The organism is Collimonas sp. OK307 (assembly GCF_900113705.1).
In the GTDB taxonomy this organism is placed as follows: Bacteria; Pseudomonadota; Gammaproteobacteria; order Burkholderiales; family Burkholderiaceae_D; genus Collimonas.
This window is the reverse complement of record NZ_FOQI01000024.1, coordinates 1-26561: the sequence shown is the minus strand read 5'-3', so window position 1 is coordinate 26561 and position 26561 is coordinate 1. Positions and strand designations below refer to the sequence as shown.

Annotated in this window: 30 protein-coding genes; 13 read left to right on the top strand and 17 right to left on the bottom strand. The window is 54.1% G+C overall.

From position 1 onward, the window contains the following. Positions 1-37: 37 nt before the first annotated feature. Positions 38-346, bottom strand: a complete 309-nt coding sequence (locus BM205_RS22295) for a panthothenate synthetase (RefSeq protein ID WP_092417061.1) — start codon at positions 344-346, stop codon at positions 38-40. 253 nt (positions 347-599) lie between these two features. On the opposite strand from BM205_RS22295, the gene BM205_RS22290 reads away from it, so the two are divergent. Next, a complete protein-coding gene (locus BM205_RS22290; RefSeq protein ID WP_092417060.1) occupies positions 600-1385 on the top strand; it encodes a hypothetical protein in 786 nt (261 codons plus the stop codon). Between the two features lie 57 nt (positions 1386-1442). Continuing rightward, entirely contained in the window at positions 1443-2639 is a 1197-nt protein-coding gene (locus BM205_RS22285; RefSeq protein ID WP_092417093.1) for an acyltransferase family protein, read from the top strand. A 97-nt stretch (positions 2640-2736) separates the two neighbouring features. Here the strand turns inward: BM205_RS22285 and BM205_RS22280 are convergent, their stop codons facing one another. Further along, positions 2737-3168, bottom strand: coding sequence for a hypothetical protein (locus tag BM205_RS22280; RefSeq protein WP_139227363.1), 432 nt, complete (start codon positions 3166-3168; stop codon positions 2737-2739). Between the two features lie 834 nt (positions 3169-4002). Here BM205_RS22280 and BM205_RS22270 point away from each other — a divergent pair. Further along, positions 4003-4866 carry an alpha/beta hydrolase gene (locus tag BM205_RS22270; RefSeq protein ID WP_092417057.1) on the top strand — a complete coding sequence of 288 codons (864 nt, stop codon included), beginning with the start codon at positions 4003-4005 and terminating at the stop codon, positions 4864-4866. Between the two features lie 59 nt (positions 4867-4925). On the opposite strand, the gene BM205_RS22265 is transcribed toward BM205_RS22270, so the two are convergent. Both BM205_RS22265 and BM205_RS22260 read right to left on the bottom strand, forming a co-directional pair. After that, positions 4926-5153: a hypothetical protein gene (locus BM205_RS22265; protein ID WP_092417056.1), complete on the bottom strand. Its 228-nt coding sequence runs from the start codon at positions 5151-5153 to the stop codon at positions 4926-4928. Positions 5154-5220: 67 nt separating this feature from the next. Next, on the bottom strand, positions 5221-5526 hold the full coding sequence (locus BM205_RS22260) for an NIPSNAP family protein (RefSeq protein WP_092417055.1): 306 nt from the start codon (positions 5524-5526) through the stop codon (positions 5221-5223). A gap of 176 nt (positions 5527-5702) precedes the next feature. On the opposite strand from BM205_RS22260, the gene BM205_RS22255 reads away from it, so the two are divergent. Further along, positions 5703-6167, top strand: a complete 465-nt coding sequence (locus BM205_RS22255) for a DUF6404 family protein (RefSeq protein WP_139227361.1) — start codon at positions 5703-5705, stop codon at positions 6165-6167. A 108-nt stretch (positions 6168-6275) separates the two neighbouring features. On the opposite strand, the gene BM205_RS22250 is transcribed toward BM205_RS22255, so the two are convergent. After that, on the bottom strand, positions 6276-7499 hold the full coding sequence (locus BM205_RS22250) for an ABC transporter substrate-binding protein (protein ID WP_254784012.1): 1224 nt from the start codon (positions 7497-7499) through the stop codon (positions 6276-6278). A gap of 90 nt (positions 7500-7589) precedes the next feature. Further along, positions 7590-8006 (bottom strand): hypothetical protein, encoded by a 417-nt coding sequence (locus BM205_RS22245; RefSeq protein ID WP_139227359.1) that lies wholly within the window; start codon positions 8004-8006, stop codon positions 7590-7592. A 94-nt stretch (positions 8007-8100) separates the two neighbouring features. Here BM205_RS22245 and BM205_RS22240 point away from each other — a divergent pair, with 94 nt between their 5' ends. The 4 genes from BM205_RS22240 (at position 8101) to BM205_RS22225 (ending at position 12156) form a co-directional block, all read left to right on the top strand. Next, positions 8101-9366: a dicarboxylate/amino acid:cation symporter gene (locus BM205_RS22240; protein WP_092417051.1), complete on the top strand. Its 1266-nt coding sequence runs from the start codon at positions 8101-8103 to the stop codon at positions 9364-9366. Positions 9367-9482: 116 nt separating this feature from the next. Beyond that, positions 9483-9914, top strand: coding sequence for a GNAT family N-acetyltransferase (locus BM205_RS22235; RefSeq protein ID WP_092417050.1), 432 nt, complete (start codon positions 9483-9485; stop codon positions 9912-9914). A 107-nt stretch (positions 9915-10021) separates the two neighbouring features. Beyond that, complete coding sequence (locus BM205_RS22230) at positions 10022-10663, top strand: FMN-binding negative transcriptional regulator (protein ID WP_092417092.1); 642 nt, start codon at positions 10022-10024, stop codon at positions 10661-10663. Positions 10664-10869: 206 nt separating this feature from the next. Further along, positions 10870-12156 (top strand): carbohydrate porin, encoded by a 1287-nt coding sequence (locus tag BM205_RS22225; protein WP_254784011.1) that lies wholly within the window; start codon positions 10870-10872, stop codon positions 12154-12156. A gap of 23 nt (positions 12157-12179) precedes the next feature. Here the strand turns inward: BM205_RS22225 and BM205_RS22220 are convergent, their stop codons facing one another. Together BM205_RS22220 and BM205_RS22215 are read right to left on the bottom strand one after the other, a co-directional pair. Beyond that, positions 12180-13160 carry a LacI family DNA-binding transcriptional regulator gene (locus BM205_RS22220; RefSeq protein ID WP_092417049.1) on the bottom strand — a complete coding sequence of 327 codons (981 nt, stop codon included), beginning with the start codon at positions 13158-13160 and terminating at the stop codon, positions 12180-12182. Positions 13161-13489: 329 nt separating this feature from the next. Beyond that, positions 13490-15379, bottom strand: coding sequence for a S9 family peptidase (locus BM205_RS22215; protein ID WP_371326523.1), 1890 nt, complete (start codon positions 15377-15379; stop codon positions 13490-13492). A 231-nt stretch (positions 15380-15610) separates the two neighbouring features. Between BM205_RS22215 and BM205_RS22210 the strand changes: the two genes are divergently transcribed. Further along, entirely contained in the window at positions 15611-16414 is an 804-nt protein-coding gene (locus BM205_RS22210; protein WP_092417047.1) for a MetQ/NlpA family ABC transporter substrate-binding protein, read from the top strand. A gap of 12 nt (positions 16415-16426) precedes the next feature. Here the strand turns inward: BM205_RS22210 and trpC are convergent, their stop codons facing one another. From trpC to BM205_RS22195, 3 genes are all read right to left on the bottom strand, one after another. Further along, the gene (trpC, locus tag BM205_RS22205) at positions 16427-17230 is read right to left on the bottom strand and encodes an indole-3-glycerol phosphate synthase TrpC (RefSeq protein ID WP_092417046.1); all 804 of its coding nucleotides are present in this window, start codon (positions 17228-17230) and stop codon (positions 16427-16429) included. Positions 17231-17266: 36 nt separating this feature from the next. Next, complete coding sequence (trpD, locus tag BM205_RS22200) at positions 17267-18310, bottom strand: anthranilate phosphoribosyltransferase (RefSeq protein ID WP_092417045.1); 1044 nt, start codon at positions 18308-18310, stop codon at positions 17267-17269. 79 nt (positions 18311-18389) lie between these two features. Continuing rightward, entirely contained in the window at positions 18390-18959 is a 570-nt protein-coding gene (locus tag BM205_RS22195; protein ID WP_092417044.1) for an anthranilate synthase component II, read from the bottom strand. A 454-nt stretch (positions 18960-19413) separates the two neighbouring features. Between BM205_RS22195 and BM205_RS22190 the strand changes: the two genes are divergently transcribed. Further along, a complete protein-coding gene (locus tag BM205_RS22190; RefSeq protein ID WP_092417043.1) occupies positions 19414-19614 on the top strand; it encodes a DUF1059 domain-containing protein in 201 nt (66 codons plus the stop codon). 24 nt (positions 19615-19638) lie between these two features. Here the strand turns inward: BM205_RS22190 and trpE are convergent, their stop codons facing one another. The 3 genes from trpE to rpe all read right to left on the bottom strand — a co-directional run bounded on the left by trpE (position 19639) and on the right by rpe (position 22737). Then, positions 19639-21153, bottom strand: coding sequence for an anthranilate synthase component I (trpE, locus tag BM205_RS22185; RefSeq protein WP_092417042.1), 1515 nt, complete (start codon positions 21151-21153; stop codon positions 19639-19641). Between the two features lie 220 nt (positions 21154-21373). After that, complete coding sequence (locus BM205_RS22180; protein WP_092417041.1) at positions 21374-22075, bottom strand: phosphoglycolate phosphatase; 702 nt, start codon at positions 22073-22075, stop codon at positions 21374-21376. Continuing rightward, on the bottom strand, positions 22072-22737 hold the full coding sequence (rpe, locus tag BM205_RS22175) for a ribulose-phosphate 3-epimerase (protein WP_092417040.1): 666 nt from the start codon (positions 22735-22737) through the stop codon (positions 22072-22074). The genes BM205_RS22180 and rpe overlap by 4 nt, the downstream gene beginning before the upstream one ends. A gap of 162 nt (positions 22738-22899) precedes the next feature. On the opposite strand from rpe, the gene apaG reads away from it, so the two are divergent. Next, positions 22900-23274 (top strand): Co2+/Mg2+ efflux protein ApaG, encoded by a 375-nt coding sequence (gene apaG, locus BM205_RS22170; RefSeq protein ID WP_092417039.1) that lies wholly within the window; start codon positions 22900-22902, stop codon positions 23272-23274. Positions 23275-23320: 46 nt separating this feature from the next. Here apaG and BM205_RS24380 read toward each other — a convergent pair whose 3' ends face one another. Next, positions 23321-23464: a hypothetical protein gene (locus tag BM205_RS24380; RefSeq protein WP_175511357.1), complete on the bottom strand. Its 144-nt coding sequence runs from the start codon at positions 23462-23464 to the stop codon at positions 23321-23323. Between the two features lie 12 nt (positions 23465-23476). On the opposite strand from BM205_RS24380, the gene BM205_RS22165 reads away from it, so the two are divergent. Continuing rightward, a complete protein-coding gene (locus BM205_RS22165; RefSeq protein WP_092417038.1) occupies positions 23477-24691 on the top strand; it encodes a murein transglycosylase A in 1215 nt (404 codons plus the stop codon). Between the two features lie 65 nt (positions 24692-24756). On the opposite strand, the gene BM205_RS22160 is transcribed toward BM205_RS22165, so the two are convergent. Continuing rightward, complete coding sequence (locus BM205_RS22160; RefSeq protein WP_092417037.1) at positions 24757-25194, bottom strand: universal stress protein; 438 nt, start codon at positions 25192-25194, stop codon at positions 24757-24759. A gap of 217 nt (positions 25195-25411) precedes the next feature. Between BM205_RS22160 and BM205_RS22155 the strand changes: the two genes are divergently transcribed. Continuing rightward, positions 25412-26188: an enoyl-CoA hydratase gene (locus tag BM205_RS22155; protein ID WP_092417036.1), complete on the top strand. Its 777-nt coding sequence runs from the start codon at positions 25412-25414 to the stop codon at positions 26186-26188. Positions 26189-26219: 31 nt separating this feature from the next. Here BM205_RS22155 and BM205_RS24460 read toward each other — a convergent pair. Continuing rightward, positions 26220-26561, bottom strand: a 342-nt coding sequence (locus BM205_RS24460) for a hypothetical protein (RefSeq protein WP_217646080.1), incomplete at its 5' end; no start/stop codon positions are given.

Here is a 26561-nt window from a genome sequence, read left to right as displayed (position 1 = left end):
GCGATTCGCTATTCAGCATCAAGGTTGCCTCCAAACGCTACGTCGACCATTTCTTGCCCAGTTCTTCAAGCCCGGCTCTTTGTAAATCCTCCGGCGTCATGACTATTCTTAATTCCACGTTGGCATTAAAGGTCAGAAACCATGGTTCGGCAAGCATAGGAATTTTCGCCGGGTCATCGATGTCGACGATCAAGAGGCCTGATCGCTGTCCGTCCTGTTCGGTGAAGTAAGCCGCCACCGGTTTTATCTCCTCCATGATCTCAGCCATTTTCTTGCCGACAGAGCCGTCCCTGACAGCAGCGTTGAACTCGGCGTTAGGAAGTTTGACATTCAATAGCATCCGCATGATTTCTCCTTAGAAATTTTAGTAACATCTCCACCAAAGATTTTGATCAGCTGCCATAAAGGCAATTTCCATTGTAGGTTTTCTGGTCAATTTAGCTACCTGTCATTTGGCATTAATTTAATTGTTATCTTGAACTACCTGATTTGGGGCAAGGTCAATAATCACGCCCACCTTCTTCTTTTATCCCGAGATTTGCCGCCAGGCATTAGAATTCCCCCGACTTGACGTAATTTCATAAAAAAGGGGAGTAATTTTGAGGAAAATTGCACTGCTGTTTGTCATTCTGGGAACACTGGCTGTGACGGGATGTACCACTTTGTCAGACGCCAGGTCTGCAAAAGGGACTGGCGCTGCGCGGGTGTACGACGTGAAGCAGGGCGCGGTTTGGGCAGTCCTGCCAAGAGCGGTCAAAGAGGTTGGTCTTGATTACGTGGGGGACAACAGAAATGATGGTTACGCTCTTGCGCAACGGGGAATTTCTGCATTCAGCTACGGTGAAAACGTTGCCATGTTTATTGAGCCAGCCGGGGCCGGCGACAAGACGAAAGTGGAGGTAGTGTCGAAGAGGGCGTTGGCAACGACAGTGTTCGCCACCAATTGGGAGAATGTGATTCTTGACAGATTAAGTGAGATATTTTCGGCGGGGAATCCCGGAACATCTCCAGCTTCTCAAAAGGGCGTAAGCACCTCTGGTTCATCAGGCTCTACACCGCAATCGGACTTTGTTCCTGCACCGTCGTCGTTTGCAGATATCCACGATCCCGATGCTATTCCGTTTGTCGGACCACGAGCGCGCGCAAGATATATGGTCTATTTGTCGGCACTGCCACCCAAGGCATTTGCCGTTAGTTCAAATGGCGGCTGGAGCTGGTTAAGCAATGATCCAATGGCTATGCGCAAGGCGCTCTCTGAGTGCCACTCGCAGGCCAAGGCGCCATGCTGGCTATATGCCGTGGATGGCAACGTCGTGTGGCAATCGGACGAAAACAAGCGCGTATCGCTGGAACAACTTGACATGCCGATAGCCGGGCACCAGTAGCCCCATGGCGACTTGACGCAGTAGCTAAAACTGGTTTTGATTTGATAGAGAATGGATATGTCGCTAAACCAACACACCAGAAATGACAGGGTCGATTTTCTCCGAGGCATCGCAATTTCCTGTGTGTTGATTTTGCACTTTACGTTGGCTTACGGCTTGAAGAACAGCCCGCTTGATACGTTATTGCCTTCGGCGTTATTGAAGGCGGCGTACAACGGCAACTTCGGCGTCACTATCTTCTTCGTCATTTCGGGATTCTTGATTACGTCCAATTCGCTGGCACGATGGGGCGCTTTGAAAGATATCGATGCGCGCACGTTCTATTTATTCCGATTTGCACGCATCATGCCGTGCCTGTTACTGGCGCTTGCCATCATTGTCATCCTGGGAAGCCTGGATATTCCATTCTTTAATAATACCGACGGCAATCATGATCTGCCGGCTTCGTATTTTTTGATTGCCGCGGGATCGGTGCTGACGTTCTGGCACAACGTGCTCATGCAATCGGCCGGTTATTTCAACTATTGCCTCAACATTTACTGGTCGCTGTCGGTCGAGGAAGTGTTCTATCTTGCCCTGCCGCTGGTATGCATGCTGTTACGACGCACCTGGCTGATTGTCGGCGTCTGTATCGCAGCCATAGTCATTGGCCCGATTTACCGGAGTCAGCACACCGACAACGAAATTTTCTTCATGTACGGTTATCTTGCCTGCTTTGATGCCATTGCATTTGGTTGCCTGACTGCATTGCTGGCGCGGCATATGAAGTTCACTTCAAATTACGGGCGTGTATTGCGGTTGATTGCAGGTATGGCGCTTGTCGCGGTCTACCTGCGTGGCATAGAAGGACATGAGATATTCGGCTTCTCGTTAATCGCTTTTGCCAGCGCGGTGTTTTTACTCGGTGCGGCAAACGATCGTACTTCAGGTTGGACCACAGGACGAGGCAGTCGCGCGGTGCGCTGGCTGGGACGGTACAGTTATGAAATCTATCTGTTCCATATCGTGGTGTTGGGCTTGATGCGGAATGTCCTGACCAAGGAGCAGCTGAGTTATGGCGCCAGATTGCCTTGGTTGCTGTTGTTTCTCGGATTGACGGCGCTGGTGTCATCGTTGGTGTCGCGCCATGTTTCGGAGCCAGCCAATGCCGCCGTTCGTCACCGCTATCTGGCAAGGCGCGACAGGAAGGAAGCACCTTCCGCGTCGGTTATTGCCGGCGTATCCAATTCGAAGGAGTCGTCTCCAGTCGAATGATCGGTCGATTCGGGATTCACTGTTACGTAAGCGGGAGTGCTTTTGAGAATCAGATCCTGCCGCAGCTCGTAGTGAATCCCTTGCCGGTGATGTCTATCTAGCGGAACGAAGCGACCAGTCGTTGTCCGCCGACCAGGCTGCCGTCTGCAAGTTGCTTGCGCGGAACGACCATGATCAGCTCTCCGCTCGCATCGGTATCCCCGCGAAGATTGATTGTCATCCTCAACTGCTGGTCCAGTGCGACGAAAACATTTGGTGCTGCGGCGACAATTTCGTGCCGTCCCAGATCTCCCACTTCTGCATACATCTGCCGCCCTCGGTAGAACACGGCAAGTGTCCCGCCGTTTGAAAGACTGTATGACCGCATATAGTCATAGAATTCATCCGGGTGCATCCGATGGTACTGGCTGGGAAGATCAATTCGAAGTGTCGGACCAGTGACATTCACAGTCTGGTTGTCAGTCGCTGTTTGTGCCGAGGCGGCCAATGCGAACAGGCTTGCAACCGAAATCAAGATAAGATTTTTCATGATGGAGATCCTTTCTGTTTTCGCCAAATATAAAATTCATCACATACGTCATGAGCGCGGTTCCCTTGGTGCCGAACCGAGAGAACATTGGATATTTTCTTCCTCAAGAATTTTTATTTCTCAAGAGTGATGGCCAGGCTTCGGCCAAAGTCGTTTTTGGAATGTCATTCTGACGGCGTCTGCCAGACAGCGCGAGGAGGTTGGTACATTCTTCCTTGTGAGTAAGAAGGCCAATGCCTCAATGCAGGGAAATGATTTTCCGGACGCCAATTTATGCCGGCCCACTGGATGACTGCGTGACAGTTGAAGGGATTTTTTTCGAGGCTGGAAGAATGCTGATCTGCTTGAATTATTTACCGTTCACTATAGGGTCCGTGCCAGCCAGGTTCCGGAGTGATGAGCGAAAATAAAAGTGAAAGGTCATCGATACATCCGTTGGCATCCATCACTATTTCACTTCGTGTTTTCTCGCAGATTTGCGATGTTTAATCGTTGTACCGCCAAGCCACAATAGGATATGTTCGCGCCATATTCAAGTTGAACTTCCTGTTGCGGTCGCGTTTGAATCCGGCAATATGAAGTGTGCCGAATCGCAATCGAATATCTATTTCTGCGATGCATTACTGACGCTGGTGAATCATCACCGATGCGTCAGTGTGAGCAACGGCATTTCACGGGAAGCGCGCAAATTAACCACACAGATTGTGGTTAATTTGGCGCATCGCATCCGTGACTACAAAATGATAGAGACGACAACAAATTGAAGGATTACAATAAATAGTAAGGGGGTCGTGCGCAGCATAGGGTAGTGCCCCGTGCAGTTGCACTCGCGTTATGGCACGCATCAAATATAAAAAAGTGACCGGGATGGGCGGCATCGTCGCCCTCGGGTGGCTGATTTTTACCACCGCAGTCGCGGTTAGCCAGCGCAAACTGATTTTCAAGCCGGTCCGCACCAAGGAAGTCGAGCATCCGCATAGCATCGGGCACAGGTCTCGGCTTGTCGTGTTGCGTAGCACCGACGGCACTCGTCTCTCAGGATGGTTGTTGACGCCGCGCGTACCCGGTCCGCATCCCGCCGTTGTGTATTTCGGCGGCCGCTCAGAGGAAGTGTCCTGGGTGGCGCGTGACGCGTGGCGCATGTTCCCCAATATGACGGTGCTTGCCATCAATTATCGTGGCTACGGGGATTCGGAAGGTATTCCCGGTGAGTTGAAAATGATCGAAGACGCCGAGATGCTGTTTGACTGGTTTGCCGAACATCGCCATATCAACGCCGGGCAAATCGCCGTGGTCGGGCGCAGTCTTGGCTCGGGTGTGGCGGTACAGGTAGCGACGCGCCGGCCGGTCGCCGCGGTGGTGTTGATTACGCCTTATGACTCGCTGTTGGCCCTGGCAAAACGCCGTTTCCCGTCAGTGCCGGCTTTTGTCCTCAAGCATCGCTTCGATTCAATCAAGCATGCGCCTTTGTTATCCGCGCCGACGTTTATCATTCGTGCTGCATCTGACGACATAGTGCCGGCCTCGCATACCGACATGCTGGTGACCAAATTGGCCAACGCGCCGCAGGACGAAACCATCCCTGACTCGGATCACCACAACATCCCCTATCTCGAAGCAACGCAGAATCGCATTGCCGATTTCCTGACCGCGAAATTCAACAGGGGCGTCGAGAGTCTCAATGTCAATAAACGCTAGAGAGCCGCCGGAAGTCGCTGGAAGCCCAGTATGGCGCGTTTATCTGTTGCATTTAACAGTCATGGTGCAATCGAATGGGAAACCATCAGGCATTCTCCGGCGTTGAGCTTTGCTGCGGCTTCTTGCGTGGCGCGCACGTCGTCGGCATCGAGGTCGGCACCATTTAGCCTATAGGTGATCGCGTAGTCATGGGCATCAAATACCTCCCCGGCTTTTACGTAGTATTGGAACGCTACGAAAGAGTCGGGATCGCTCACTACCGTGTAAATCAGATTGATTGTACTCATCATATTGCCCCATTTTAATGCGTCGAGATCCACGCAAGTTAATTGTAGGCTTTATATGGGGCGCGTTTTACTTGAACACAGGACGGAAGAAACTGCGCTCGTAGCTGAGGATGCAACGGGTTTCCTCTGCATACTTGAATGCGGCCTGGCAGGCCGGGTCCTGCATTGATTTTATCCGGTACTCTTCATACGACGCGAGCGATGGAAACGTGAACATCGCGAGCGCGACGTTGTTGATTCCCTCTGATGGGAGAAAGTATCCATGGTGCTGTCCACCGAACTTCTCCACCAGCGGAATCCAGATCCTGCCGTAGTGTTCGAATTCGTTGAGTTTATAGGGATCGATGATGTAGCGCAGATAGCAGGTGACCATGGAAATCCTTCATGACAGACGTTGAGGGTGGTGACGATGACGACACGGAAAAACCACCGTCACATGATGCCACAACTGGATAACAGGACGACTGCGTCATGCCGTGGCGTTGAATGTGTCGTGGCAATTCACGTTGCCAGTTATTTTTCATCCGGCACGAAACAATTGGTATGTGCATGTGTATAGTCTCCCCTAGTGAAGATTGGATTCCTGGCCGAAATTTGCAACGGATTTTCCTGGTTGTTTTGAAGGATGATCTACATAACTCAATAGGTGCTTCCTTGTCATACCCACTTGAAGTCAATGCCGCATTGGGAATTTTGAAAACTACGGGCATCTGGCGCAGCAACTACGCACCGTTTTTTCATCGGATGTTCTGGCGGGCGGGCGTTTCAATTCCACCGCCGCATTTCGCGAGCTTTGGATTTAATTTCGTGTTCGCGGGAATATGGTTCGGTGTCGTTTGGGGATTGCTGATGTGGTTTCTTGTTTGGCCGCAGCGAGGAACGCCAGGCGTTCAGGCCGTTTTTGCATGGATCCTGAGCGGCGTATCTTTCGGACTGCTCATGGCGCTCTACTATTACATCAGGGCTCGCAAATATAACCTGCCTTTGTGGTCGCAAATCAAAGCCGCATCGTGAACCAGAAAACTGTCAAAAGGGCCCACGATAATGTGGGCCTTTTTCATTTTCTGCGATTCTCATTTTGAGGCGGCAACGCTAACAATCTTTTGCTGGCAGTCCCGCTTGCTAATTTTTCTTGGTACGTGCAATCGATCCACTGTTTGCATCTTCCCTGTACGCATAAGTCACCTTGCCGTTACGAATTTCACCCATGACGATCATGTTCAGCGCGATTGCTTCATGGTCGTTGGGCGAGAATGGTTTGAAGTAACGCGAGACGATGGTAGACGTGGTGTGCACCTGCAGATTTTCCAGCGCGTCCTTGATCTTTACGCCATCCACCGAATTGGCCTGGAATATCGCCAGCGTAATCAGGCGCAGTGCGTCATAGGTTTGAGCCGCAGCCACCGCAGACGGAATGTGATTGGTCTTGTTCACATTGCGGTAGGTCAGCGAGAACTGGTTGCTGACTGAACTCAATTCGTTTTCGATGAACGTCACCGAACTGCGTACGCCTTCCGCTCCCTGACCGGCCTTGTCAATGAAGGTTTGCTGCGACATGCCCCACGGCCCGACTATCGGTAATTTCAGTTTCAGTTTTTCTGCGCTCCTCACAACCATCGCGCCTTCGGGTGCAAGGCAATACATCACGATGGCTTGAGCACCATCATCTTTGGCATGCTGCAGTTGCGTCGTCATGTCTTGATCGCCAACCTTGAAACTTTCCACCAGCACCGGTTTGATCTTGCGCCGCTCCAGCTCCGTCATCATGCTTTGCTTGCCGAACTGGCCGTAGGGACTGTCATCATGCAGCACTGCGATCTTGTCGATCTTGCGGCGATCAATTACATCGTTGAGAATCACGATCGGCTGCAGCGCATCGCTGGCGGACGTGCGGAATATATAGTTCACGGGATAGGCCGGCGGCATGAACGATTTGGTAATCGTGGCGCCGGTGGCGCCGGTAACGATCAACGGGATCTTCGCTTCCTGGAACAGTTTCGCCGCAGGCAGGGCGACACCGGTATTGCCAAAGCCGACCACGGCGACGACATGTTCCTTCTCGATCATTTCCTTGGCCATGGCCGCGCCGACGTCAGGCTTGGCAAGATCGTCGCGCTCGACCAGTTCGATCTTGCGGCCGAGGACACCGCCGACCTGGTTGATGTCGGCCAGGAAGACCCGGGCGCCGCCGATCATGCTCAGCCCCATGTCTGACGAAGGCCCGGTGATGGGGCCGATGACACCGATTTTAATAGGCGGTAATTCCGCTGATGCGCTTGCGCTGAATCCTGGTGCACCTAATGCGGTAAGACAAAAAATGACGCTACACGTACTACGTTTTTGCATTGCTATCTCCTTGATGAATCGATGTTATAAGTTTCTGTCAGGAAATATACATCAGGGTGATGATGCGTATGGGTTTTTGATGCTCCAAAATCAAAATACAACGTGATGGTGCGAAATTGACAGGGATAGCCGGGCGGCGAACAAAGGACGCGAGATCTGATTGCGAAAATGGCATGGACGGTAAATGCCTTGGCATCGCGCGATGCCTGCGCTCGCAGCCTTTTTTTGTTGATTGAGGGGTGTTTTGTAAGGTAACATTCGCACCAGTTTGAGCAGTGAAGCGGGCTTGCGGTCAGAGAAAAGCAGGTTCAAATCGCAGCCGGCATCAGGTTTCATAAGGCCCTCCATCAGGAGGGCCTTTTTATTTTGCCCCGAAAATATTGCCATTTCCGCAAAATTCACGTTGTTGCTTGCAAACTCTTCTGTATGCGCCGCTGATCTTGATCGGCGCATGTCGACATAAAACAACATGAACTGCGCAACATGCCTGCGCGACATGGATTTCACAAGGTGCTCAGGTTTAAGGATATTTTTAGATCGACGGTTTTGTATTTTTTGTATTTTTGTATGGTTGTATTGTTAATAACGGCAGGATACGCAAATGAGAAAAATTAAGGCAACGACTTGGATTCTGGTCGGCATGGTTCTAGGGATACTGGTCGGTTATATTTGCCACAATCTGGCACCGGACGAAGCGGCAGCGAAGGAAATCGCCGCTTACTTCTCCATCATCACCGATGTGTTTTTGCGCTTGATCAAAATGATCATCGCGCCTTTGGTGTTCGGCACGCTGGTATCCGGTATTGCCGGCATGAAGGACAGCAGTTCGGTCGGCCGCATCGGCATCCGGGCCCTGGGCTGGTTTGTCATCGCTTCCTTGCTCTCTTTGGCGTTGGGCATGTTGTTTGTCAACGTGCTCCAGGTTGGCCACGCGCTCAACCTGCCGCTGCCGGCGCTGGGTGCTGATACCAAGCTGAATACCAGCGGCTTCAATCTGAAAGACTTTGTCTCGCACGTGTTCCCGAGCAGTTTCGTCGACGCCATGGCGAAAAACGAAATCTTGCAGATCCTGGTGTTCTCGCTGTTTTTCGGGTTCGGCCTGGCTTCCGTCAAAGGTGAATCCGCAAAAGTAATTACTGCGGCCGTGGACGGCCTGGTGCACGTCATGTTGAAGGTCACGGATTATGTGATGCGTTTTGCTCCGATCGGCGTGTTTGCTTCCATAGCCGCGGTGATTACGGTGCAAGGTTTTGGCGTGCTGGCGACCTATGCCAAGTTCCTCGGCGGTTTCTATGCCGGGCTGGCCACGCTGTGGGCGCTGTTGATCGCGATCGGCTATATATTCCTGCGCGATTCGATCTTCACCCTGTTGCGCCTCTTGAAAGAGCCGATCATGCTGGCATTTTCCACCGCCAGCAGCGAAGCTGCTTATCCGAAGACGATGGAGCAGCTGGAAAAATTCGGCGTGAATGACAAGATCACCGGCTTCGTGCTGCCGCTCGGTTATTCATTCAATCTCGACGGCTCGATGATGTACCAGGCATTTGCCGCCTTGTTCGTGGCTCAGGCTTACAACATTGAAATGTCGTTTGCCCAGCAACTCACGATGTTGCTGGTGTTGATGGTAAGCAGCAAGGGCATGGCTGGCGTGCCGCGTGGTTCGCTGGTGGTGGTTGCCGCCATCCTGCCGATGTTCCACTTGCCTGAAGCAGGCATCCTGCTGATCATCGGTATCGACCAGTTCCTCGATATGGGACGTACCGCTACCAACGTGATTGGTAACGGTATTGCGACGTCGGTGATTGCGAAGTGGGAGGGCGAGCTGGATGAAGAGGTTGCCCGATTGGCTATCGAGAGCAAGACCTGAAATATGTGACTTAGATACAGCGCCGACAAGGCGCTGTTTTTCATTCGGGAGTATGCTAATTTAGTAGCACGTATTTCTCCGCAATTAAACAGAAAGTAAGTAGAAAGAATCGCCCGATGGAAAAACTGCGTATTGCTACCGAACCAGCCGAATTGGATGTGCCGTTGATTCATCGTTTCCTGTCCGAAGAATCAACATGGGCGCGCGGAATCCCGCTCGCCACGGTCGAAGAATCTATCCGTCACTCCTTGAATTTCGGCCTGTTTTCCGGCCCTGCGCAAGTAGCTTACGCACGCGTCGTCACTGATTACGCGACGTTTGCCTACCTGGTCGATGTCTTCGTACTGGCCGAGCATCGCGGCAAGGGTTACAGCGCCGAGCTGATGGCCGCGATCATGGAGCATCCCCGGCTGCAGGGATTGCGGCGCTTTATGCTGGCGACCAGCACCGCCCACGGCCTGTACGCCAAATTCGGCTTCACTGCGCCGCTCAAGCCACAGGCGCTGATGGAACGTTTTGCGCCCAATGTATACGCGAACGGGAGCTGATTCGTTCACCGCAGCAAGCTGCAGACCTTTGCATGGTTTATAGTCGCATAGCTGATAGTCAATTCGCTAATCCATCACTTCACACCGGCGCGCCGCACCATACCATCATGTACATACCCAAACAGTTTGACGAACCGAGAATCGAAGTCCTGCATGAACTGATTCGTGCGCGGCCGTTGTCGACACTGGTGACGCTTTCCTCGGGTGGCCTCAATGCCAACCACATTCCGTTGCTGTTGTCAGCGGAAGCGGGGCCCTTTGGTACCTTGCACGGACACGTGGCGCGCGCTAACCCGGTCTGGCAGGACTTCCGGAAAGAAGTGGAAGTGCTGGCGATATTCCATGGTCCGGAGGCTTATATCACGCCGAACTGGTATGCGACCAAGGCTGAAACCGGCAAAGTGGTGCCGACCTGGAATTACGCCGTCGCGCATGCCTACGGTACGTTGCGCATCATCGACGACGCCAGCTGGCTGCCGGCGCACCTGGCGGCGCTTACCGCGCACAATGAAGCGGCTTTCCCGGCGCCCTGGCAATTTTCCGACGCGCCGCATGACTACACGGAAAAACTGATTGGCGCGCTTGTCGGCATCGAGATTGTGATTACGCGCTTGTCCGGCAAGTGGAAGGTTAGCCAGAACCAGCCTGCGCAGAATCAGGCAACGGTGATTGAGGGCCTGCGTGCGCAAGGTGACGAAGAGTCGCTAGCCATGGCGGCGCTGGTCGAGGCAGGCAAGACTGCACGTTAGGACGCGCTTCCAGCGTGACCTTCGGCGAGGCTTTCAGCGAGGCCTTTGGCGACGCTGTGTTGTACTATCGTAGCCTTTCCGTGAAACCCGCTTGCACAGCATTCCACCCGTATTCAAAATTTATGTCACGCAAACAATTAGTGCATGCATTTGCTCCCCATTTCACGTTCAGGTCCAATAGCCGGCTTTGGCTTGGCCTGATGCTGATGGCCGCGACAGCTGTGCCGATCGTTGCGCATGCCGACGATGTCGAGGAAGAGACCTGGGGCGTCAAAGGACAGGCCACCTATATCTGGCAAAAAAAGCCTTCTTTCGATGCGGCTTATTCGGGGCCAAACAGCTTGGGCACGCAGGCTGAAAAAGGTTATTCCTTTTCCGGCACGCTGTTTCTGGGCGTGCGGCCATGGCGCGGCGGCGAGTTGTACTTCAATCCGGAAGTGGTGCAGGCTGTGCCGATGTCTGGTCTGACCGGCCTGGGCGGGATGATGAATTCGGAGCAGCAAAAGGGCAGCAGCCCGAATCCTACCTTTTACCGTGCAAGATTGTTCTTGCGCCAAACCTGGGGTTTCGGCGGCGACAGGCAGGCGCTTGAATCGGCGCCAAACCAACTGGCCGGCATGGTGGACAAACGGCGCCTGGTGCTCACCGTGGGCAACTTCAGCATCATCGATATCTTCGACAGCAATGCTTATGCCCATGATGGCCGCACCCAGTTTCTGAACTGGGCATTGTCGACGTACGGCGCCTACGATTATGCCGGCGACACGCGTGGCTATACCTGGGGCGCTGCGGCGGAATATTATTATGACGACTGGGTTTTGCGTGGCGGCCGTTTCATGGTGCCGCTGGAATCCAACGGCCAGCGCCTGGATACCCGTCTGACCAAATATCATGGCGACCAGATCGAGCTGGAACATGATCATACGATCGGCGCTCAGCCTGGGAAAGTGCGTGTGCTGTTTTTCCGTAACAAGGAAATCATGGGTAGTTTTTCCGATGCCTTGGCTTACGCCGCGCTCAACGGTGGAACGCCTGATGTGGCTTCGGTGCGCACGGGCCAGATCAAGTATGGCTATGGCGTTAACCTGGAACAAAGCCTGAGTGACGACATCGGCGTTTTTGCCAGGGCCAGCCGTAACGACGGCAAAACGGAAACCTACTCGTTTTCTGAAATCGAGCGCTCCTTGAGCACCGGGATCTCGGTCAAGGGCAGCAGTTGGCATCGTGAAAATGACACGGTCGGGCTGGCGTTGATACAAAACGGATTAAGCAAAGCGCATCAAGAGTATCTGGCAGCCGGCGGTCTTGGCGTATTTATCGGCGACGGCCGGTTGAACTACAGGCCGGAGCGCATCCTGGAAGCCTATTACAGTTTCAGCGTGTCGAAAGGCATTTCATTAACGGCCGATCTGCAGCGCTTTTATAATCCCGCTTATAACGCCGACCGCGGACCGGTAACGGTAGGCTCGCTGCGACTGCACGCGGAATTCTAGCCCGGCTTTTGGTATTTTGGTAATCAGTTGCCAAGTGTACTGGCACGCTGGACCAGTTCCGCTGGCAACACCACCTGGGGTTGTGCCGGAGCATCTTCCAGCAATAACTTGATACCCATCCTGCCCATCGCTTCTTTGTCTACCGCCAGCGTGGTAAGCGGCGGGGTGGAGCTGGTGGCGGCGTCGATATTGTCGAAGCCGACAATCGCAATATCTTCAGGAATTCTCAGGCCACGCGCCTGGCAAACATTCATGACGGCTAGTGCGGTGACATCGTTATAGCAAAACACGGCATCGGGCGGCGTATCGGATTGCAGCAAGCGCTGCATCGCGGCGGCCGCATGCAGATGAAATTCCGGGTCTGAAGGCAGGGTGATCTCCAGGCGCGGGTCGAACAAGCGGCCTGCTTCGAATAACGCCTGACGATAGCCTAGCGCGCGTTGCGAAACGCTGTAGTGAGACAACGGCCCGCTGATGAAGGCCAGTCGTTGGCGGCCAAGTTCTATCAGATGGCGGGTGGCGGCCAGTGCGCCGCCCAGATTGTCTGAAATGACCGAGCGGAAGCCGGGCGCGCTCAAATCGATCAATACCACCGGCTTGCCGGTCCTGGTCAGTAATGCCAATACTTCCGGTTCCATGAATCCGGCTACCGCCAGCGCGTCTGGTTCATGCAGGCGGATCTGTTCCATCACATTGTCGGCGGGGCCGATGGACAGCACGGTTGGCACGATGCCGCGTTCGCGGCAGGCGCTTTCCACGCCATGCAACACATGCGAAAAAAACGGGCTGGCGACGAAATTGCTGTGCTGGCGATGTAGCAGGAAGGTCAGCCGTCGGATTCTTCCGTGGCGCAGATTAGATTCGTTGTAACCAAGTTGTGCCGCAATTTTCTGTACGTGCAGGCGTGTTTCTTCGGTCAAGCCAGGTTGCTTTTTCAGGGCACGCGATACGGTGCCGATGGATACTTTTGCTACCGCTGCGATATCCCGAATTGTTGGTCTCATGATTCCCTTCCCCGGGTTGACGCATGCATTTTCCTGAGTTGGCGTCGCTACTTCCCAGGATTGTTTTCATTCGGTAGCACTGTATAGTAAAAAAAATAAATTTTCAATTCGATTGGGAAGAAAATTCTCGTAACGCATTGTTATATAAGGATTTATTCTATATTCATTAAATTCGCCGTTTTAATAAACATGCTAAATCCCTATTTGTCGACAAGACCGGAATAGCGATTCTCCGGGTAACAACATTGGAAACAAGAATGGCGGACGTCCGTTTCCAGTCATCCGCCATTTTCATGGTCAGCTATTCGGCGTTACTTAGCGCCGGATCTTTATTGCGGCTTCAGATGTTTGGCTAAAAATCCTTCCATCGCGGTATAAAACTCAAAGCGATTTTCCTCGTTGTGAAAACCGTGGCCTTCGTTATCCTTCACCATGTATTCGACCGGCACGCCGCGCTTGCGCAGGCTTTCGACGATCTGGTCGGATTCAGCCTTGTTGACGCGCGGATCGTTGGCGCCTTGGGCAACGAACAACGGTGTCTTGATGCGGTCAGTGTGCAAGGCGGGTGAGACTGCCGTCAGCAAGTCCTTGTCCTTGACCGGATCGCCGACCATTTCATACATCTGGTCGAGGAACGGTTTCCAGTACGGCGGGATGGTTTTCATGAAGGTGAACATATTCGAGACACCGACATAGTCGACTGCCGCCGCGTACAGATCCGGGGTGAAGGTGACTCCGGCCAGCGTCGCATATCCGCCGTACGAACCGCCGTAGATCGCTACCCGCCTGGGATCGGCGATGCCTTGTTGAACCAGCCATTGCACGCCATCGGTGATGTCATCCTGCATGGTTTTGCCCCATTGCTTGAACGACGCTTCCCAGAACTCGCGGCCGTATCCGGTCGAGCCGCGGTAGTTCATCTGCAGCACGGCGTAGCCACGGTTCGCCAATAGTTGCACTTCGGGGTTGTAGCCCCACACATCGCGCACCCACGGGCCGCCATGCGGGTTGATGATCACCGGCAGGTTTTTCGGATCTTTGCCGAGCGGCAGCGTCAGGTAGCCGTTGATGAGCAAGCCGTCGCGCGCCTTGTATTGCACCGGCTTCATCACCGCCATATCGTGTTCGGCGATGGCCGGATTGATATCGGCCAGCTTGGTCAGCGTGCCGGCCTTGCTGTCGAACAGGTAGCGGCTGCCTTGGGTACGGTCATTGTAGGCCGCCACTATCCACTTCGATTCGTCCTTGGTGTGCGACTGCGTGATGACTTCATAGCCTGGCAGTTTTTCTTGCAGGATTTTGTGCAAGGCTTCGCTTTGCGGATCGAGGAATTTGTATTGGGTTTTCCAGGTGGTGTAGCTGATATCGGTCAACACCTTGCGTTTCTTCGAGTAGGAAAGTCCGTCGACGTCGACTTCATGATTTTCGTACAGCACCTGTTCTTCCTTGGCCGTTTCCGGATCGAGGATGACGATCGCCTGCTTGTCGCGACCGAGGTTGGACGATGCGTAGAGCTTCTTGTTGTCGAAGGTGAAGAACAGCGGGCTGACCGAATCCTTGAAGGAAGTCGTCAGCACGGTTTTGAACGGCTCGCTTTCCGTCGCGCGATACAACAGGCTGGTGTTGACGCCGTCGGAAGTGGTCGCGGCGCGCACCTTGCCGTCGTGATCGGTAATCCACGATTGGATGGTGCCAGGGTTTTGCGCCACCAATTTTTCAGCGCCGGTCCTGACGTTGACGCGATAGACATCGAACACTTCTGCGTCGCGTTTGTTGTGGCTGACCAGTATTTCTTCTTTATTGTCCTCCAGGTCATCGACAATCTGGGCCCGCACCTTCGGATACGGCGTCAAGTCTTTGAGGCCATCACCGTCGCGGCCCACGGATACCACGTGAAAATTTTCATCGCCGCCGAAATCCTTGGCAAACAGGAGGTGGTCGTCGCCTTTCCAGAAATAACCGCTGATGTCGCGTGCTTTCTCCGAGGTGATGCGCTGCGGCGCGGCATCAGAATCGACAGTTTTGACGAAGATGTTCATGCGTCCTTCCCAAGGCTGCATGAAGCTGATGTATTTACCGTTGGGGGAGATCTGGAATCCGCTTTGCTCGGGATTGCGGAAGAAGTCGCGCACTGAATACTGCTTTTGCTGGCTAGCCGCCAACGTATCTCCGCCAAGTATGGAAAAACTGAAACATGTTGCGGTAACCACTTGATAAATCGAACGCATCAAAAACCTCCAAAAATACTTCGGTCATGGGTGTTGTCGTGTTGTTTTCGAGCCGGTTTCATTGCATTTCCATTATATGGATAAATTGGAAATGACTCTCGGTCAGTCAACATCTGAAGCATATGTCTAGGACATATCGACATGCGAAATCGTTCGTTAGCAATTGTCGAAGCCTGTGTGAAGATTGTGTTTTATTGTCAGCATCTCATCCACGGAGAAAAAATGCGTCGCCTCATCCTCAAGACATTACCGCTACTGTTGCTGGCGGCCAGCGTCACTGTTACCCACGCGCAGGACAAGACCCGGATCAAGGTGGGTGTCTCGGTCGGCAATGCCGAGCAGACTTTTGAAGTGGTAAAGAAAGTGGCTGCGCGCGACGGCCTGGATATCCAGATCATCACCTTCAGCGACTATCTGCAGCCGAATGAAGCACTGGCCGCCGGCGATCTGGATGCCAATGCTTTCCAGCATAAACCTTTCCTCGATAGCCAGATCAAAGCCAGGGGTTACAAGATCGTGCCGGTGGCCCTGACCATCACGGCGCCGCTGGGAATCTATTCGAAGAAATACAGGAACGTCGATCAGTTGCCGCAAGGCGCGAGCATAGGCATCCAGAACGATCCATCCAATGGCAATCGGGCCCTGCTATTGTTGCAGAAAGCGGGTTTGATCAAATTGAAGGCGGGAGTTGGCGAGAACGGAATCAATGCGACGTCGCTGGATGTGATATCGAATCCGAAGAAACTGAAACTGGTGGAACTGGATGCCGCGCAATTGCCGCGCTCGCTGGATGACCTGGCAGCGGCGTCGGTGAATAACGACTACGCGGTGAAAGCGGGTTTGTCATTGCAGCGCGATGCGATTGCGGTTGAGGATGCCAAAGGACCGTATGCCAATCTGATTGCTACGCGGGCGGAAGATAAAGACAAGCCTTGGGTGAAGAAACTGGTCAAAGCTTATCAGTCGGAGCAGGTGCGGCAGTTTATCGAAGCGGAATTCAAGGGTTCCCTGATTCCCGCATTCTGATCCGAATTCTGATCAATTGTCGAACAGGCGGCCCAATTCGACACCCGGCTGCGGCGCGCGCATGAATGCTTCGCCCACCAGGAATGCGTTGACGTTGGCGTCGCGCATGAGTTTGACGTCGTCCCGGGTGTGAATCCCGGATTCAGTCACTACCAGCTTGTCCGCCGGTATCTGCGGCAACAAGCCCAGCGTGTTTTGCAGCGAAGTGTCGAAAGTACGCAGATTACGGTTATTGATGCCGAGCAGGGCGGTTTTCAGTTTCAGCGCCGCTTGCAGTTCTTCCGCGTTGTGCACTTCCACCAGCACGCTCATGCCAAGCTCATGGGCAACAGCTTCCATTTCCGCCATCAAGCCATGATCCAGGGCGGCGACGATCAGCAAGATAGCATCGGCGCCCCATGAGCGGGCTTGATAGACCTGATACGGATCGATCATGAAATCTTTGCGCAGGACAGGCAGGGCGCATGCGGCGCGCGCTTGTTGCAGGTATTCGGGTGCGCCTTGGAAAAACTGGATATCGGTAAGCACCGACAAGCAAGCCGCGCCGTGCGCTGCGTAGTCGGCAGCAATCTCGGCTGGCCGGAAATCTGCTCGAATCACGCCTTTGGACGGCGATGCCTTCTTGACTTCGGCAATCACGCCGGCATGGCCCGCTGCAATTTTTGCGCGCAGGGCAGCTTCGTAAGCCCGCAAACCGGCGCGCGCCTCTGCATCGGACTCGACGTCACGGCGCAGGCTGGCAAAATCTTGCTGTTTTTTTGCCGCGGCAACTTCATCCGCTTTGACGGCGAGGATCTTATTCAAAATATCTGACATGGTACTTATCCTTTACGGCGTTTTCTCTAACCGCGGTTATGATCGGCCGGTGGCGGCGATGGCTTGCGTGGCTTGCACGAACTGATCGAGTTTTGCTTTGGCGGCACCCGAAGCGAGAACAGCGCGCGCCTTATCCAATCCATCGGCAATCGAACTGGCGACACCGGCTGCGTACAAAGCGGCGCCGGCGTTGATGGCGACGATATCGCGTGCCGGGCCAGGCTGGTCTTCAAGTGCTTCCAGCACTCTTTGTTTCGACTCTGTCGAGTTGGATACTTTCAGATTGCGGCTGGCAATCATTTGCATGCCAAAATCTTCAGGATGGATTTCGTATTCGCGAATTTCACCGTTCACCAGTTCGCCCACCATGGTGCCGGCGCCCAGTGAGACTTCGTCCATATTATCGCGCCCCCACACCACGATGGCATGTTGCGCGCCCAGGCGTTGCAGCACGCGCACCTGGATCCCGACCAGATCGGGGTGGAACACGCCCATCAGGATATTCGGCGCGCCGGCCGGATTGGTCAAAGGCCCAAGGATATTGAAAATGGTACGCACACCCAATTCTTTGCGCACCGGCGCGGCATGTTTCATTGCCGCGTGGTGATTCGGCGCGAACATGAAACCGATGCCGGTCTGCTCTATCGATTCTGCCACCTGGGCCGGCGTCAGGTTGATATTGGCGCCGAACGATTCCAGCACATCGGCACTGCCGGACGACGACGATACGCTACGGCCGCCATGCTTGGCCACACGGGCGCCGGCAGCAGCAGCAACAAACATCGAGGCGGTTGAAATATTGAAGGTTTGCGCACCATCGCCGCCGGTGCCGACGATATCGACCAGGTTGGCGGTGTCGCGGCAGGGCACGGGTGTGGCGAATTCGCGCATGACTTGCGCGGCCGCGGCGATCTCGCCGATGGTTTCTTTTTTGACGCGCAGGCCCATGGTCAGCGCCGCAATCATGAGCGGCGACATTTCGCCCTTCATGATGCGACGGAACAGCGACAGCATTTCATCGTGAAAGATTTCACGATGCTCGATGCAGCGCAACAGAGCTTCTTGATCGGAGATTGACATGACTTCCTTGCTACGAAATACGATTTACGGATTAGCGTGGCGGCACCGGTTCAGTTACCGGTACGCCGGCGCTAAAGGCTCAGGCAGTTCTTTGAACGAAATTACGCAGCAGGGCGTGTCCGTGTTCCGACAAGATCGATTCCGGATGAAATTGCACGCCCTCGATATCGTATTCCTTGTGCCGAACGCCCATGATTTCGCCGTCTTCGGTCCATGCCGTGATTTCCAGGCAAGCCGGGATCGAACTGCGCTCGATGGCCAGCGAGTGGTAGCGAATCACCGTAAACGGATTGGGCAAATCCTTGAATACGCCGACGCCGGTATGGGTAATCGGCGAGGTCTTGCCATGCATGACCTTTTGAGCGCGGATCACCTTGCCGCCGAATGCCTCACCGATCGCCTGATGGCCAAGGCAAACGCCGAGGATCGGCAGCTTGCCGGCAAATTGCTGCAGCAGGTCGACGCAAATCCCGGCTTCCTTCGGGCTGCACGGACCTGGCGACAGGCAGATGCGGTCCGGCTTCAGTGCATTGATTTCATCGAGCGTGATTTCGTCATTACGGAACGTCCGCACATCCTCACCCAGTTCACCGAAGTATTGCACCAGGTTGTAGGTGAAGGAATCGTAGTTGTCGATCATTAGCAGCATAGTAGTTCTAACCCATTGATTTTGTTTGGGAGTCTGCCCGCAGCATGCTTGTTTGCACGGTATGTTGTTCTGTTGTTACAACACCAATGCAAAAATCCCGCGGGCAACACTAAATCAGCTCTTAATTATAGAGCGTAGCGTGGTTTTGGCTTTCCACCAACCGTGATTTAGGGCCGCCATCGCAGCTGCGGAGTCGCAATAATCATGATCACAAATAGAAATATCGAGAAATATCGGAAACAGTTTAATTCTACTCAAATGGTGCATCTGCAAGCGCGGGTCACAGTGGTTGGCCTTCGCCAATATTGCCGATAGATAACCTGATTTCAATCCATTGCGTTGCGTTGACAAATGCGTCTTTGATTCCTAAGCTTTATTCTCAAGCGAGCTCGCAGCAGGCCGTTTGTGTACATAGGTTTTGCGCAATCACATTGCTGCAATGAAGGAGTTCACCATGTCACGTAAATACATCGATTGCCGCGAATATCCAAGCGATAGCAACTGCTCAGTAGCGATCGCCGCAGATAACGATGAAGAGTTGCTGGCAGCGGCAGTCCAGCACGCAGTCAGCGTTCACGGCCACAAGGACACCCCGGAATTGCGTAGCCAGCTCGGGCAGTTATTCAAGGAAGGCACTCCACCACTGAATATCTGACGAAGAGGGCAGTATTGCTCCGGATTAAATTTCCCCGTCCAGACCGTCTTGTACCTGTTCCGCCGCGCGCAATACTGCGCGCGCCTTGTTCTCGGTTTCCTGCCATTCCATCTCAGGCACCGAATCGGCGACGATGCCGGCTGCCGCTTGGACATACAGCATGCCGTCCTTGATGACGCCGGTGCGGATCGCGATGGCGACATCCATTTCACCGCCGAACGACAGGTACCCGCAAGCGCCGCCGTAAATGCCGCGCTTGGTCAGTTCCAGTTCGTCGATGATTTCCATCGCCCGTACCTTGGGCGCGCCGGACAGAGTACCGGCCGGGAAAGTGGCTTTCAGTACATCCAGATTCGACAAGCCGGATTTGAGCTCGCCTTCAACGTTGGAAACGATGTGTTGCACGTGTGAATATTTTTCGATCACCATCTGGTCGGTGACCTTGACGCTGCCTGTCTCGGCGATACGGCCGATATCGTTACGCGCCAGATCGATCAGCATCACGTGTTCGGCGATTTCTTTCGGGTCGGCCAGCAGTTCGGTGGCTAGTTGCGCATCTTGCTCAGGCGTAGCGCCGCGTGGGCGGGTACCGGCCAGCGGACGGATGGTGACTTTGCGTTTGGCTTCGCCGTCTGCCTTGGGCGCTGAGGTTTGCTCATTGCGCACCAGGATTTCTGGCGATGCGCCGACAATCTGCATGTCGCCGAAATTGTAGAAATACATATACGGCGACGGATTCAGCGAGCGCAAGGCGCGATACAGCATCAGCGGCGAATCGACATAAGGTTTCTTGATGCGCTGGCCGATCTGGACCTGCATCAAGTCACCGGCCATCACATATTCCTGAGCCTTGGCGACTGCCTTCAGATAATCTTCTTTTTTGAATTCGCGGATGGTTTCGGTGCGTACCGAAGCCGAGGTAACCGGGGCATCGGCCGGACGGCGCAGCATGTTGCGCAAGTCTTTCAGGCGTTGCCGGCCTTTGGAGAAGGCTTCCGGCTGGGTCGGATCGGCATACACGATCAGATACAGTTTGCCGGACAGGTTGTCGATTACCGCCAGTTCTTCGGTCAGCAGCAATTGAATGTCGGGTAGGCCTAGATCATCCTTGGGTGTCGAGTTTGCCAGGCGCTTTTCGATATGGCGCACCGTGTCGTAACCGAAATAACCGGCCAGGCCACCACAGAAACGCGGCAAACCAGGGCGCAGCGCCACTTTATAGCGCGACTGGAATTCAGCGATGAAATCGAGCGGATTGCCTTCGCGGCTTTCGATGATCTTATCGTCCTTGAGCACTTCGATGCGCGTACCGTAGCTGCGCAACAGCGTCGATGCCGGCAGGCCGATGAAGGAGTAGCGGCCGAAGCGTTCGCCGCCGACTACGGATTCAAGCAGGAAAGTGTTTTTGCCCGTGTGCTGGGTTTGCGCCAGTTTCAGGTACAGCGTCAACGGTGTCTCAAGATCGGCAAAAGCTTCTGCGATCAGTGGAATACGGTTGTAGCCTTGCGTGGCCAGCGATTTGAATTCGAGTTCGGTCATGGTTCTCTCCAGGTCGCTATTGTAAAACAGCGGTGGTGCACTACAAAAAACGTTGCTTGCGATTAATTTTTATTGAATAGCAGGCAGCAGCGATCGGCGGACTTACTTAGTTAGTCCAGGATTGCCAGCGTCGCCATAGCCAGGCCTCAGGGGCGGCTAGTGGGACTTGATGTTTTTTGTCGAGAAACATGAGAGATAGAGGGGCTTTAAATAAGTCGATTCAGTGGCTTATATTTTGTGCTGCAACAAGCAGCGAAGCGACTATACCATCGGAATCGACGTCTTGTATAGACTCGCCGTGATTGTAGCCATACGGCACGTTAAACACCGGGCAACCGGCGGCGCGCGCGGCCTGGGCGTCGTTGCTGGAGTCGCCGATGGCGACCACTTGCGCCGGTTGCAGCTTGAAATCGGCGCACACTGCCAGCAGCGGCATCGGGTCCGGCTTTTTCAGCGGGAACGAATCGCCACCGTAGACCACTTCGAAATAGTTGCGTAAACCGGTTTTTTCCAACAGCGCCACGGCGAATGCCAGTGGCTTGTTGGTGACGCATGCCAGTCGCAAACCTTTATCCTGCATTGCTTGCAAGCCATCCACCACGCCTGGATAGAGCGTGGCATAGCTGCCGTTGACGACGGCATAATGGGTTTGATAGGAATCCAGCGCCGCGTCGAAACGTTGCTCCACTTCCGCCGGCGGATAATCGACGCCGAGCACGCGCCGGATCAGGTTTTCGCTACCTTTGCCGACAAAATCGATAATCGTTTTTTGCGCCAGCGGCGCCAGATCCAGCTCGGCCCGCATGCGATTGACGGCGACGTGGAAATCCGGGGCGGTATCCAGCATGGTGCCGTCCAGGTCGATGATGGCGGCGGCGATACCCTTCAGGGCAACGATTTCTGGCGCGGCTGCTGTATTCATATTGTTGCCAATTGGGTGCGCATGGCGTCGATTACAGCTTTATAGTCCGGTTTGCCGAAGATGGCCGAGCCGGCGACAAAGGTGTCGGCGCCGGCTTTTGCCGCTGCCGCGATGTTGTCGATTTTGATACCGCCGTCGACTTCCAGCATGATCTCGCGGCCCGAAGCGTCAATCCGCTGGCGTGCTTCGGCGATTTTCTTGAGCGCTTCCGGGATGAACGACTGGCCGCCGAAGCCTGGATTGACCGACATGATCAGGATAATGTCTATCTTATCCATGACGTAATCCAGATAGCTCAACGGCGTGGCCGGGTTGAACACCAGGCCGGCCTTGCAGCCGTTGTCGCGGATCAGTTGCAGGGAGCGGTCGACGTGGTCCGATGCTTCCGGATGGAAAGTAATGATGTTGGCGCCGGCTTTGGCAAAGTCGGGAATGATGCGGTCTACCGGTTTTACCATCAGGTGGACGTCGATCGGCACTTGCACATGCGGCCGGATTGCTTCGCATACCAGCGGCCCGATGGTCAGGTTCGGAACATAATGGTTGTCCATCACGTCGAAGTGAATAATGTCGGCGCCGTCGCGAACGACATTGCGTACTTCCTCACCAAGGCGGGCGAAGTCGGCGGAAAGAATGCTGGGAGCGATACGATAGGTTGGCATGGCGTGCAAATCCAGGAAAGGGCGCTAAAAGAGCGCTATTTTACCCTTTAGCCCTGCATCTGGCTTCTGGCGGCTTGCGTCCCCGGGTAAATTCGTGTGCAATGACCTACTAGTCACAACTACGCCTGTCCAAAACGGGCTAGGTCAATCGAGGAAACCAGCATGGCCGCCTATGAATTTACCATTACTGTCAGAACCCAGTATCTGGAAGAACAATCTGAACCTGACAGTTCAAACTATGTATTCGCCTATGCGATCACGATCAAGAACACCGGGCAAGTCGCTGCCCAATTGATTTCACGCCATTGGGTGATTACCGATGGCAACAACCATGTCGAGGAAGTGCGCGGGCTGGGAGTAGTCGGCCACCAGCCTTTGCTGCAGCCGGGTGAGAAATTTGAATACACCAGCGGTACATCGATGGCGACGCCGCAAGGTTCGATGGTGGGCGAATATTTCTGCGTAGCCGAGGACGGCGAGCAATTCGAGGCACGGATCCCGGAATTCATCCTGTCCCTGCCGCGCACGCTGCATTGACGTACTCGGATTGACTGTATTTAGATTGACCGCATTTGGATTGAATCTATTGGTTCTTGCCCTTGTCTTCTGGTGGCAATGGCTTTGCCGGCGGTTTCCGATCCGGCTTGCGGCCGGAAAACATGGTCCACCAGACAATGAATGCGAAGACAAAGAAGGCGAAGCACGCTTCGAGAGCCACTAACCACATAAAGAATCCTAAATGCTATTTAAACGTATCAGTCTACCTGTTTCTGCTTTAACTGCCTTAATCATCGGACTCGGTTTAGCTGCCTGCACCACCACCCCGATTACACCACCGGCGCCGCAAACAGCGCAACCGGCACCCCAACCCGGCACGCCGACTGTGCCGTCTGTTCCGCCCGGCGCCAATTTGCGCGCCACCACTTTTGCCGCTTTGCCAGGTTGGAACAGCGACGATTTGCGCCAGGCATTACCGGCTTTCCTGACTTCATGTTCGACCTTGGCGCGCAAAAGCGACTGGAAAGAGCCATGTGCCGTTGCCGCCGGCCTCGATGGCAACAATGGCGATGCAATACGACTATTTTTCCAGTCCTTCTTTACTCCTTACCAGGTGATCAACGCCGATGGCACCGATAATGGCCTGGTGACCGGTTACTACGAGCCTTTATTAAAAGGCGCCCGCAAGCGCGGCGGCCCTTACCAAACGCCTATTTACCGGGCGCCGGACGATTTGATCACAGTCGATCTGGTGAGCATTTATCCCGAATTGAAGGGTTTGCGCCTGCGCGGCCGCCTGGTGGGTAATAAAGTGCTGCCGTATCCGAGCCGGGCAGAGCTGGACAAGTCCGGGGTGCTGGCCGGCAAGGAAATCTTATGGGTGGACGACCCGATCGATGCATTCTTCCTGCAGGTGCAGGGGTCTGGCCGGGTCCAGCTGAATGACGGCAGCAGCATAGTACGCGTCGCTTATGCCGATCAAAACGGCTATCCCTACAAGTCGATTGGCCGTTACCTGGTCGACAAGGGCGAGCTGACTCTGGCCCAGGCCTCGGCGCAAGGGATCAAAGCCTGGTTGGCGGCCAATCCGGGTCGGCAGCAGGAGTTGTTGAATGCGAATCCTAGTTATGTCTTCTTTAAAGAAGAGAAAGTACTCGATCCGAACGTCGGCCCCAAGGGGGCGCAAGGTGTGCCGCTGACGCCGTTGCGCTCGATCGCGGTGGATCCGCAGTTCGTGCCTCTCGGCACGCCGGTGTTCCTGGCGACCACTCAACCGAATAACAATGCCCCGTTGCAGCAACTGATGGTGGCGCAGGATACCGGCGGCGCTATCAAGGGGGCGGTAAGAGCTGACTTCTTCTGGGGTTTTGGCAACGAGGCGGGTGATAAAGCCGGCAAGATGAAGCAACGCGGCATGATGTGGCTGTTATTGCCAAAACTGGCAGCTGCGCGTTAGCGAATTAGAAAGTGGAGCAACGGTTCGACGCCGTTTGGCGTCGAACCGTTGTGCCGACGAAAAACTCAGCGCAGAACCAGCACCGGAATAGTCGAGTGCGCCAGTACCCGCTGGGTTTTGCTGCCCAGGAACAGCCGGCTCAGGCCGCTGCGCCCGTGCGAAGCCATGAAAATCGCATCGCAATGATACTTTTCTGCCGCGCTGATGATTTCTTCGTCTGGATTGAAGGCTTGGGCCGTCAGCATTTCGCAGGGGACGCCCGCGTTACTGGCGGCATCGGCGACTTTTTGGACGTTGAGCTTTGCCAGCGCCAACATGTTTTCTTCATAAGTACCGGGATCGGTCGCCATGGTGCTCTCTGCCATCGGCGAGAACGGGTAAGGTTCAGCAACTGAGAGGGCGATTATCTTACCGCTGCTGAATTTGGCAAATTCAATCGCTGTATTGATGGCCTTGTCCGACAAATGTGAGCCGTCGGTAGGTACAAGAATGGTTTTGAACATGGCTTGCCTCCTTCTGGTGAAAAAGGGATGTCGGTCAAAATCGGGCGATCTTGTCGGTAATCGATTATCGGTAATATATAACCTTACATATATATAGACAGTCTGAAAACAGGAAGATTCCTTGGAAAACAGTTAAGTATCTGGCTTACAGTCATCCTATCCCTTATCTAGCGGCGCTACAATTAAGTTTATTCGACTCACGTAAATGGGATCTGCAATGACATACGAAAATATTCTGGTTGAAACACAGGGAAAAGTTGGTCTGGTCCATCTGAATCGTCCTAAGGCGCTGAATGCCTTGAACGATCCGCTGATGAGCGAATTGGGCGACGCTTTAATGAAATTCGACGCAGATCCTGAGATCGGTTGCATCATCATTACCGGTAGCGACAAGGCATTTGCGGCCGGCGCCGACATCGGTGGCATGGCCCAGTTGAGCTATATGGATGCATTCAAGGGGGGCTTCATCTCCCGTAACTGGGAGACGATTCGCAACGTGCGCAAGCCGGTGATTGCTGCTGTCGCAGGGTTTGCCTTAGGTGGCGGTTGTGAGCTGGCGATGATGTGCGACTTCATTATTGCCGCCGACAATGCCAAATTCGGCCAGCCGGAAATCAAACTGGGCATCATTCCCGGCGCCGGCGGCACCCAGCGTTTGCCGCGCGCAGTATCAAAGTCCAAGGCGATGGACATGTGTCTGACTGCCCGCATGATGGACGCCGCCGAAGCCGAGCGCGCCGGCTTGGTGTCGCGTGTGGTTCCGCTGGAGCGGCTGTTGCAAGAGGCAATGGAAGCGGCGATCGTGATTTCCTCCATGTCGTTGCCGGCAGTCATGATGATCAAGGAATCGGTCAACCGCGCCTATGAAACCACTCTGGCAGAGGGCATTAACTATGAGCGCCGGCTGTTCCACAGCACCTTCGCCACAGAGGATCAAAAAGAGGGCATGCAGGCCTTCCTGGGGAAACGTTTACCTGTTTTTAAGAATCTTTAACAAATCACTTGCCATAGGGCGAAGGGGTTTGCTATAGTTCGCCTCCCGTTGAGAACGACGCGAAATAAACGAAGCAGCCGAGAGGTAAAAAGGCTGTTTTAGGGTGCGGAGTTTGAGGGAAATAAAGCGGGTTGAAGTTGGTGTGGGCGGTAAGAAGTTTTTCGGAAATGAATAAAAAAGTAGTTGACGAAAAACTGGAAACGCCACATAATCTCATCTCTCTGCTGCTGACAAACAAAACGATTTGACGGCGACGCGAACCGGGGTTCTGGTGACGCGAAGTAGAAGGTTCTTTAACAATTAACAGTCGATAAGTGTGGGCGTTTGATGGAAGTGCAGCGTTGTTCATGTAAATGGATGGCGTATAACTTAA

What these genes read in the sequence shown, in the direction of transcription:
- BM205_RS22295 (WP_092417061.1), bottom strand. Translation starts at nt 346, where the DNA reads ATGCGGATGCTATTGAATGTCAAACTTCCTAACGCCGAGTTCAACGCT.
- BM205_RS22285 (WP_092417093.1), top strand. Translation starts at nt 1,443, where the DNA reads ATGTCGCTAAACCAACACACCAGAAATGACAGGGTCGATTTTCTCCGA.
- BM205_RS22280 (WP_139227363.1), bottom strand. Translation starts at nt 3,168, where the DNA reads ATGAAAAATCTTATCTTGATTTCGGTTGCAAGCCTGTTCGCATTGGCC.
- BM205_RS22270 (WP_092417057.1), top strand. Translation starts at nt 4,003, where the DNA reads ATGGCACGCATCAAATATAAAAAAGTGACCGGGATGGGCGGCATCGTC.
- BM205_RS22265 (WP_092417056.1), bottom strand. Translation starts at nt 5,153, where the DNA reads ATGAGTACAATCAATCTGATTTACACGGTAGTGAGCGATCCCGACTCT.
- BM205_RS22260 (WP_092417055.1), bottom strand. Translation starts at nt 5,526, where the DNA reads ATGGTCACCTGCTATCTGCGCTACATCATCGATCCCTATAAACTCAAC.
- BM205_RS22255 (WP_139227361.1), top strand. Translation starts at nt 5,703, where the DNA reads ATGTGTATAGTCTCCCCTAGTGAAGATTGGATTCCTGGCCGAAATTTG.
- BM205_RS22250 (WP_254784012.1), bottom strand. Translation starts at nt 7,499, where the DNA reads ATGCAAAAACGTAGTACGTGTAGCGTCATTTTTTGTCTTACCGCATTA.
- BM205_RS22240 (WP_092417051.1), top strand. Translation starts at nt 8,101, where the DNA reads ATGAGAAAAATTAAGGCAACGACTTGGATTCTGGTCGGCATGGTTCTA.
- BM205_RS22235 (WP_092417050.1), top strand. Translation starts at nt 9,483, where the DNA reads ATGGAAAAACTGCGTATTGCTACCGAACCAGCCGAATTGGATGTGCCG.
- BM205_RS22230 (WP_092417092.1), top strand. Translation starts at nt 10,022, where the DNA reads ATGTACATACCCAAACAGTTTGACGAACCGAGAATCGAAGTCCTGCAT.
- BM205_RS22225 (WP_254784011.1), top strand. Translation starts at nt 10,870, where the DNA reads ATGGCCGCGACAGCTGTGCCGATCGTTGCGCATGCCGACGATGTCGAG.
- BM205_RS22220 (WP_092417049.1), bottom strand. Translation starts at nt 13,160, where the DNA reads ATGAGACCAACAATTCGGGATATCGCAGCGGTAGCAAAAGTATCCATC.
- BM205_RS22210 (WP_092417047.1), top strand. Translation starts at nt 15,611, where the DNA reads ATGCGTCGCCTCATCCTCAAGACATTACCGCTACTGTTGCTGGCGGCC.
- trpC (WP_092417046.1), bottom strand. Translation starts at nt 17,230, where the DNA reads ATGTCAGATATTTTGAATAAGATCCTCGCCGTCAAAGCGGATGAAGTT.
- trpD (WP_092417045.1), bottom strand. Translation starts at nt 18,310, where the DNA reads ATGTCAATCTCCGATCAAGAAGCTCTGTTGCGCTGCATCGAGCATCGT.
- BM205_RS22195 (WP_092417044.1), bottom strand. Translation starts at nt 18,959, where the DNA reads ATGCTGCTAATGATCGACAACTACGATTCCTTCACCTACAACCTGGTG.
- BM205_RS22190 (WP_092417043.1), top strand. Translation starts at nt 19,414, where the DNA reads ATGTCACGTAAATACATCGATTGCCGCGAATATCCAAGCGATAGCAAC.
- trpE (WP_092417042.1), bottom strand. Translation starts at nt 21,153, where the DNA reads ATGACCGAACTCGAATTCAAATCGCTGGCCACGCAAGGCTACAACCGT.
- BM205_RS22180 (WP_092417041.1), bottom strand. Translation starts at nt 22,075, where the DNA reads ATGAATACAGCAGCCGCGCCAGAAATCGTTGCCCTGAAGGGTATCGCC.
- rpe (WP_092417040.1), bottom strand. Translation starts at nt 22,737, where the DNA reads ATGCCAACCTATCGTATCGCTCCCAGCATTCTTTCCGCCGACTTCGCC.
- apaG (WP_092417039.1), top strand. Translation starts at nt 22,900, where the DNA reads ATGGCCGCCTATGAATTTACCATTACTGTCAGAACCCAGTATCTGGAA.
- BM205_RS24380 (WP_175511357.1), bottom strand. Translation starts at nt 23,464, where the DNA reads ATGTGGTTAGTGGCTCTCGAAGCGTGCTTCGCCTTCTTTGTCTTCGCA.
- BM205_RS22165 (WP_092417038.1), top strand. Translation starts at nt 23,477, where the DNA reads ATGCTATTTAAACGTATCAGTCTACCTGTTTCTGCTTTAACTGCCTTA.
- BM205_RS22160 (WP_092417037.1), bottom strand. Translation starts at nt 25,194, where the DNA reads ATGTTCAAAACCATTCTTGTACCTACCGACGGCTCACATTTGTCGGAC.
- BM205_RS22155 (WP_092417036.1), top strand. Translation starts at nt 25,412, where the DNA reads ATGACATACGAAAATATTCTGGTTGAAACACAGGGAAAAGTTGGTCTG.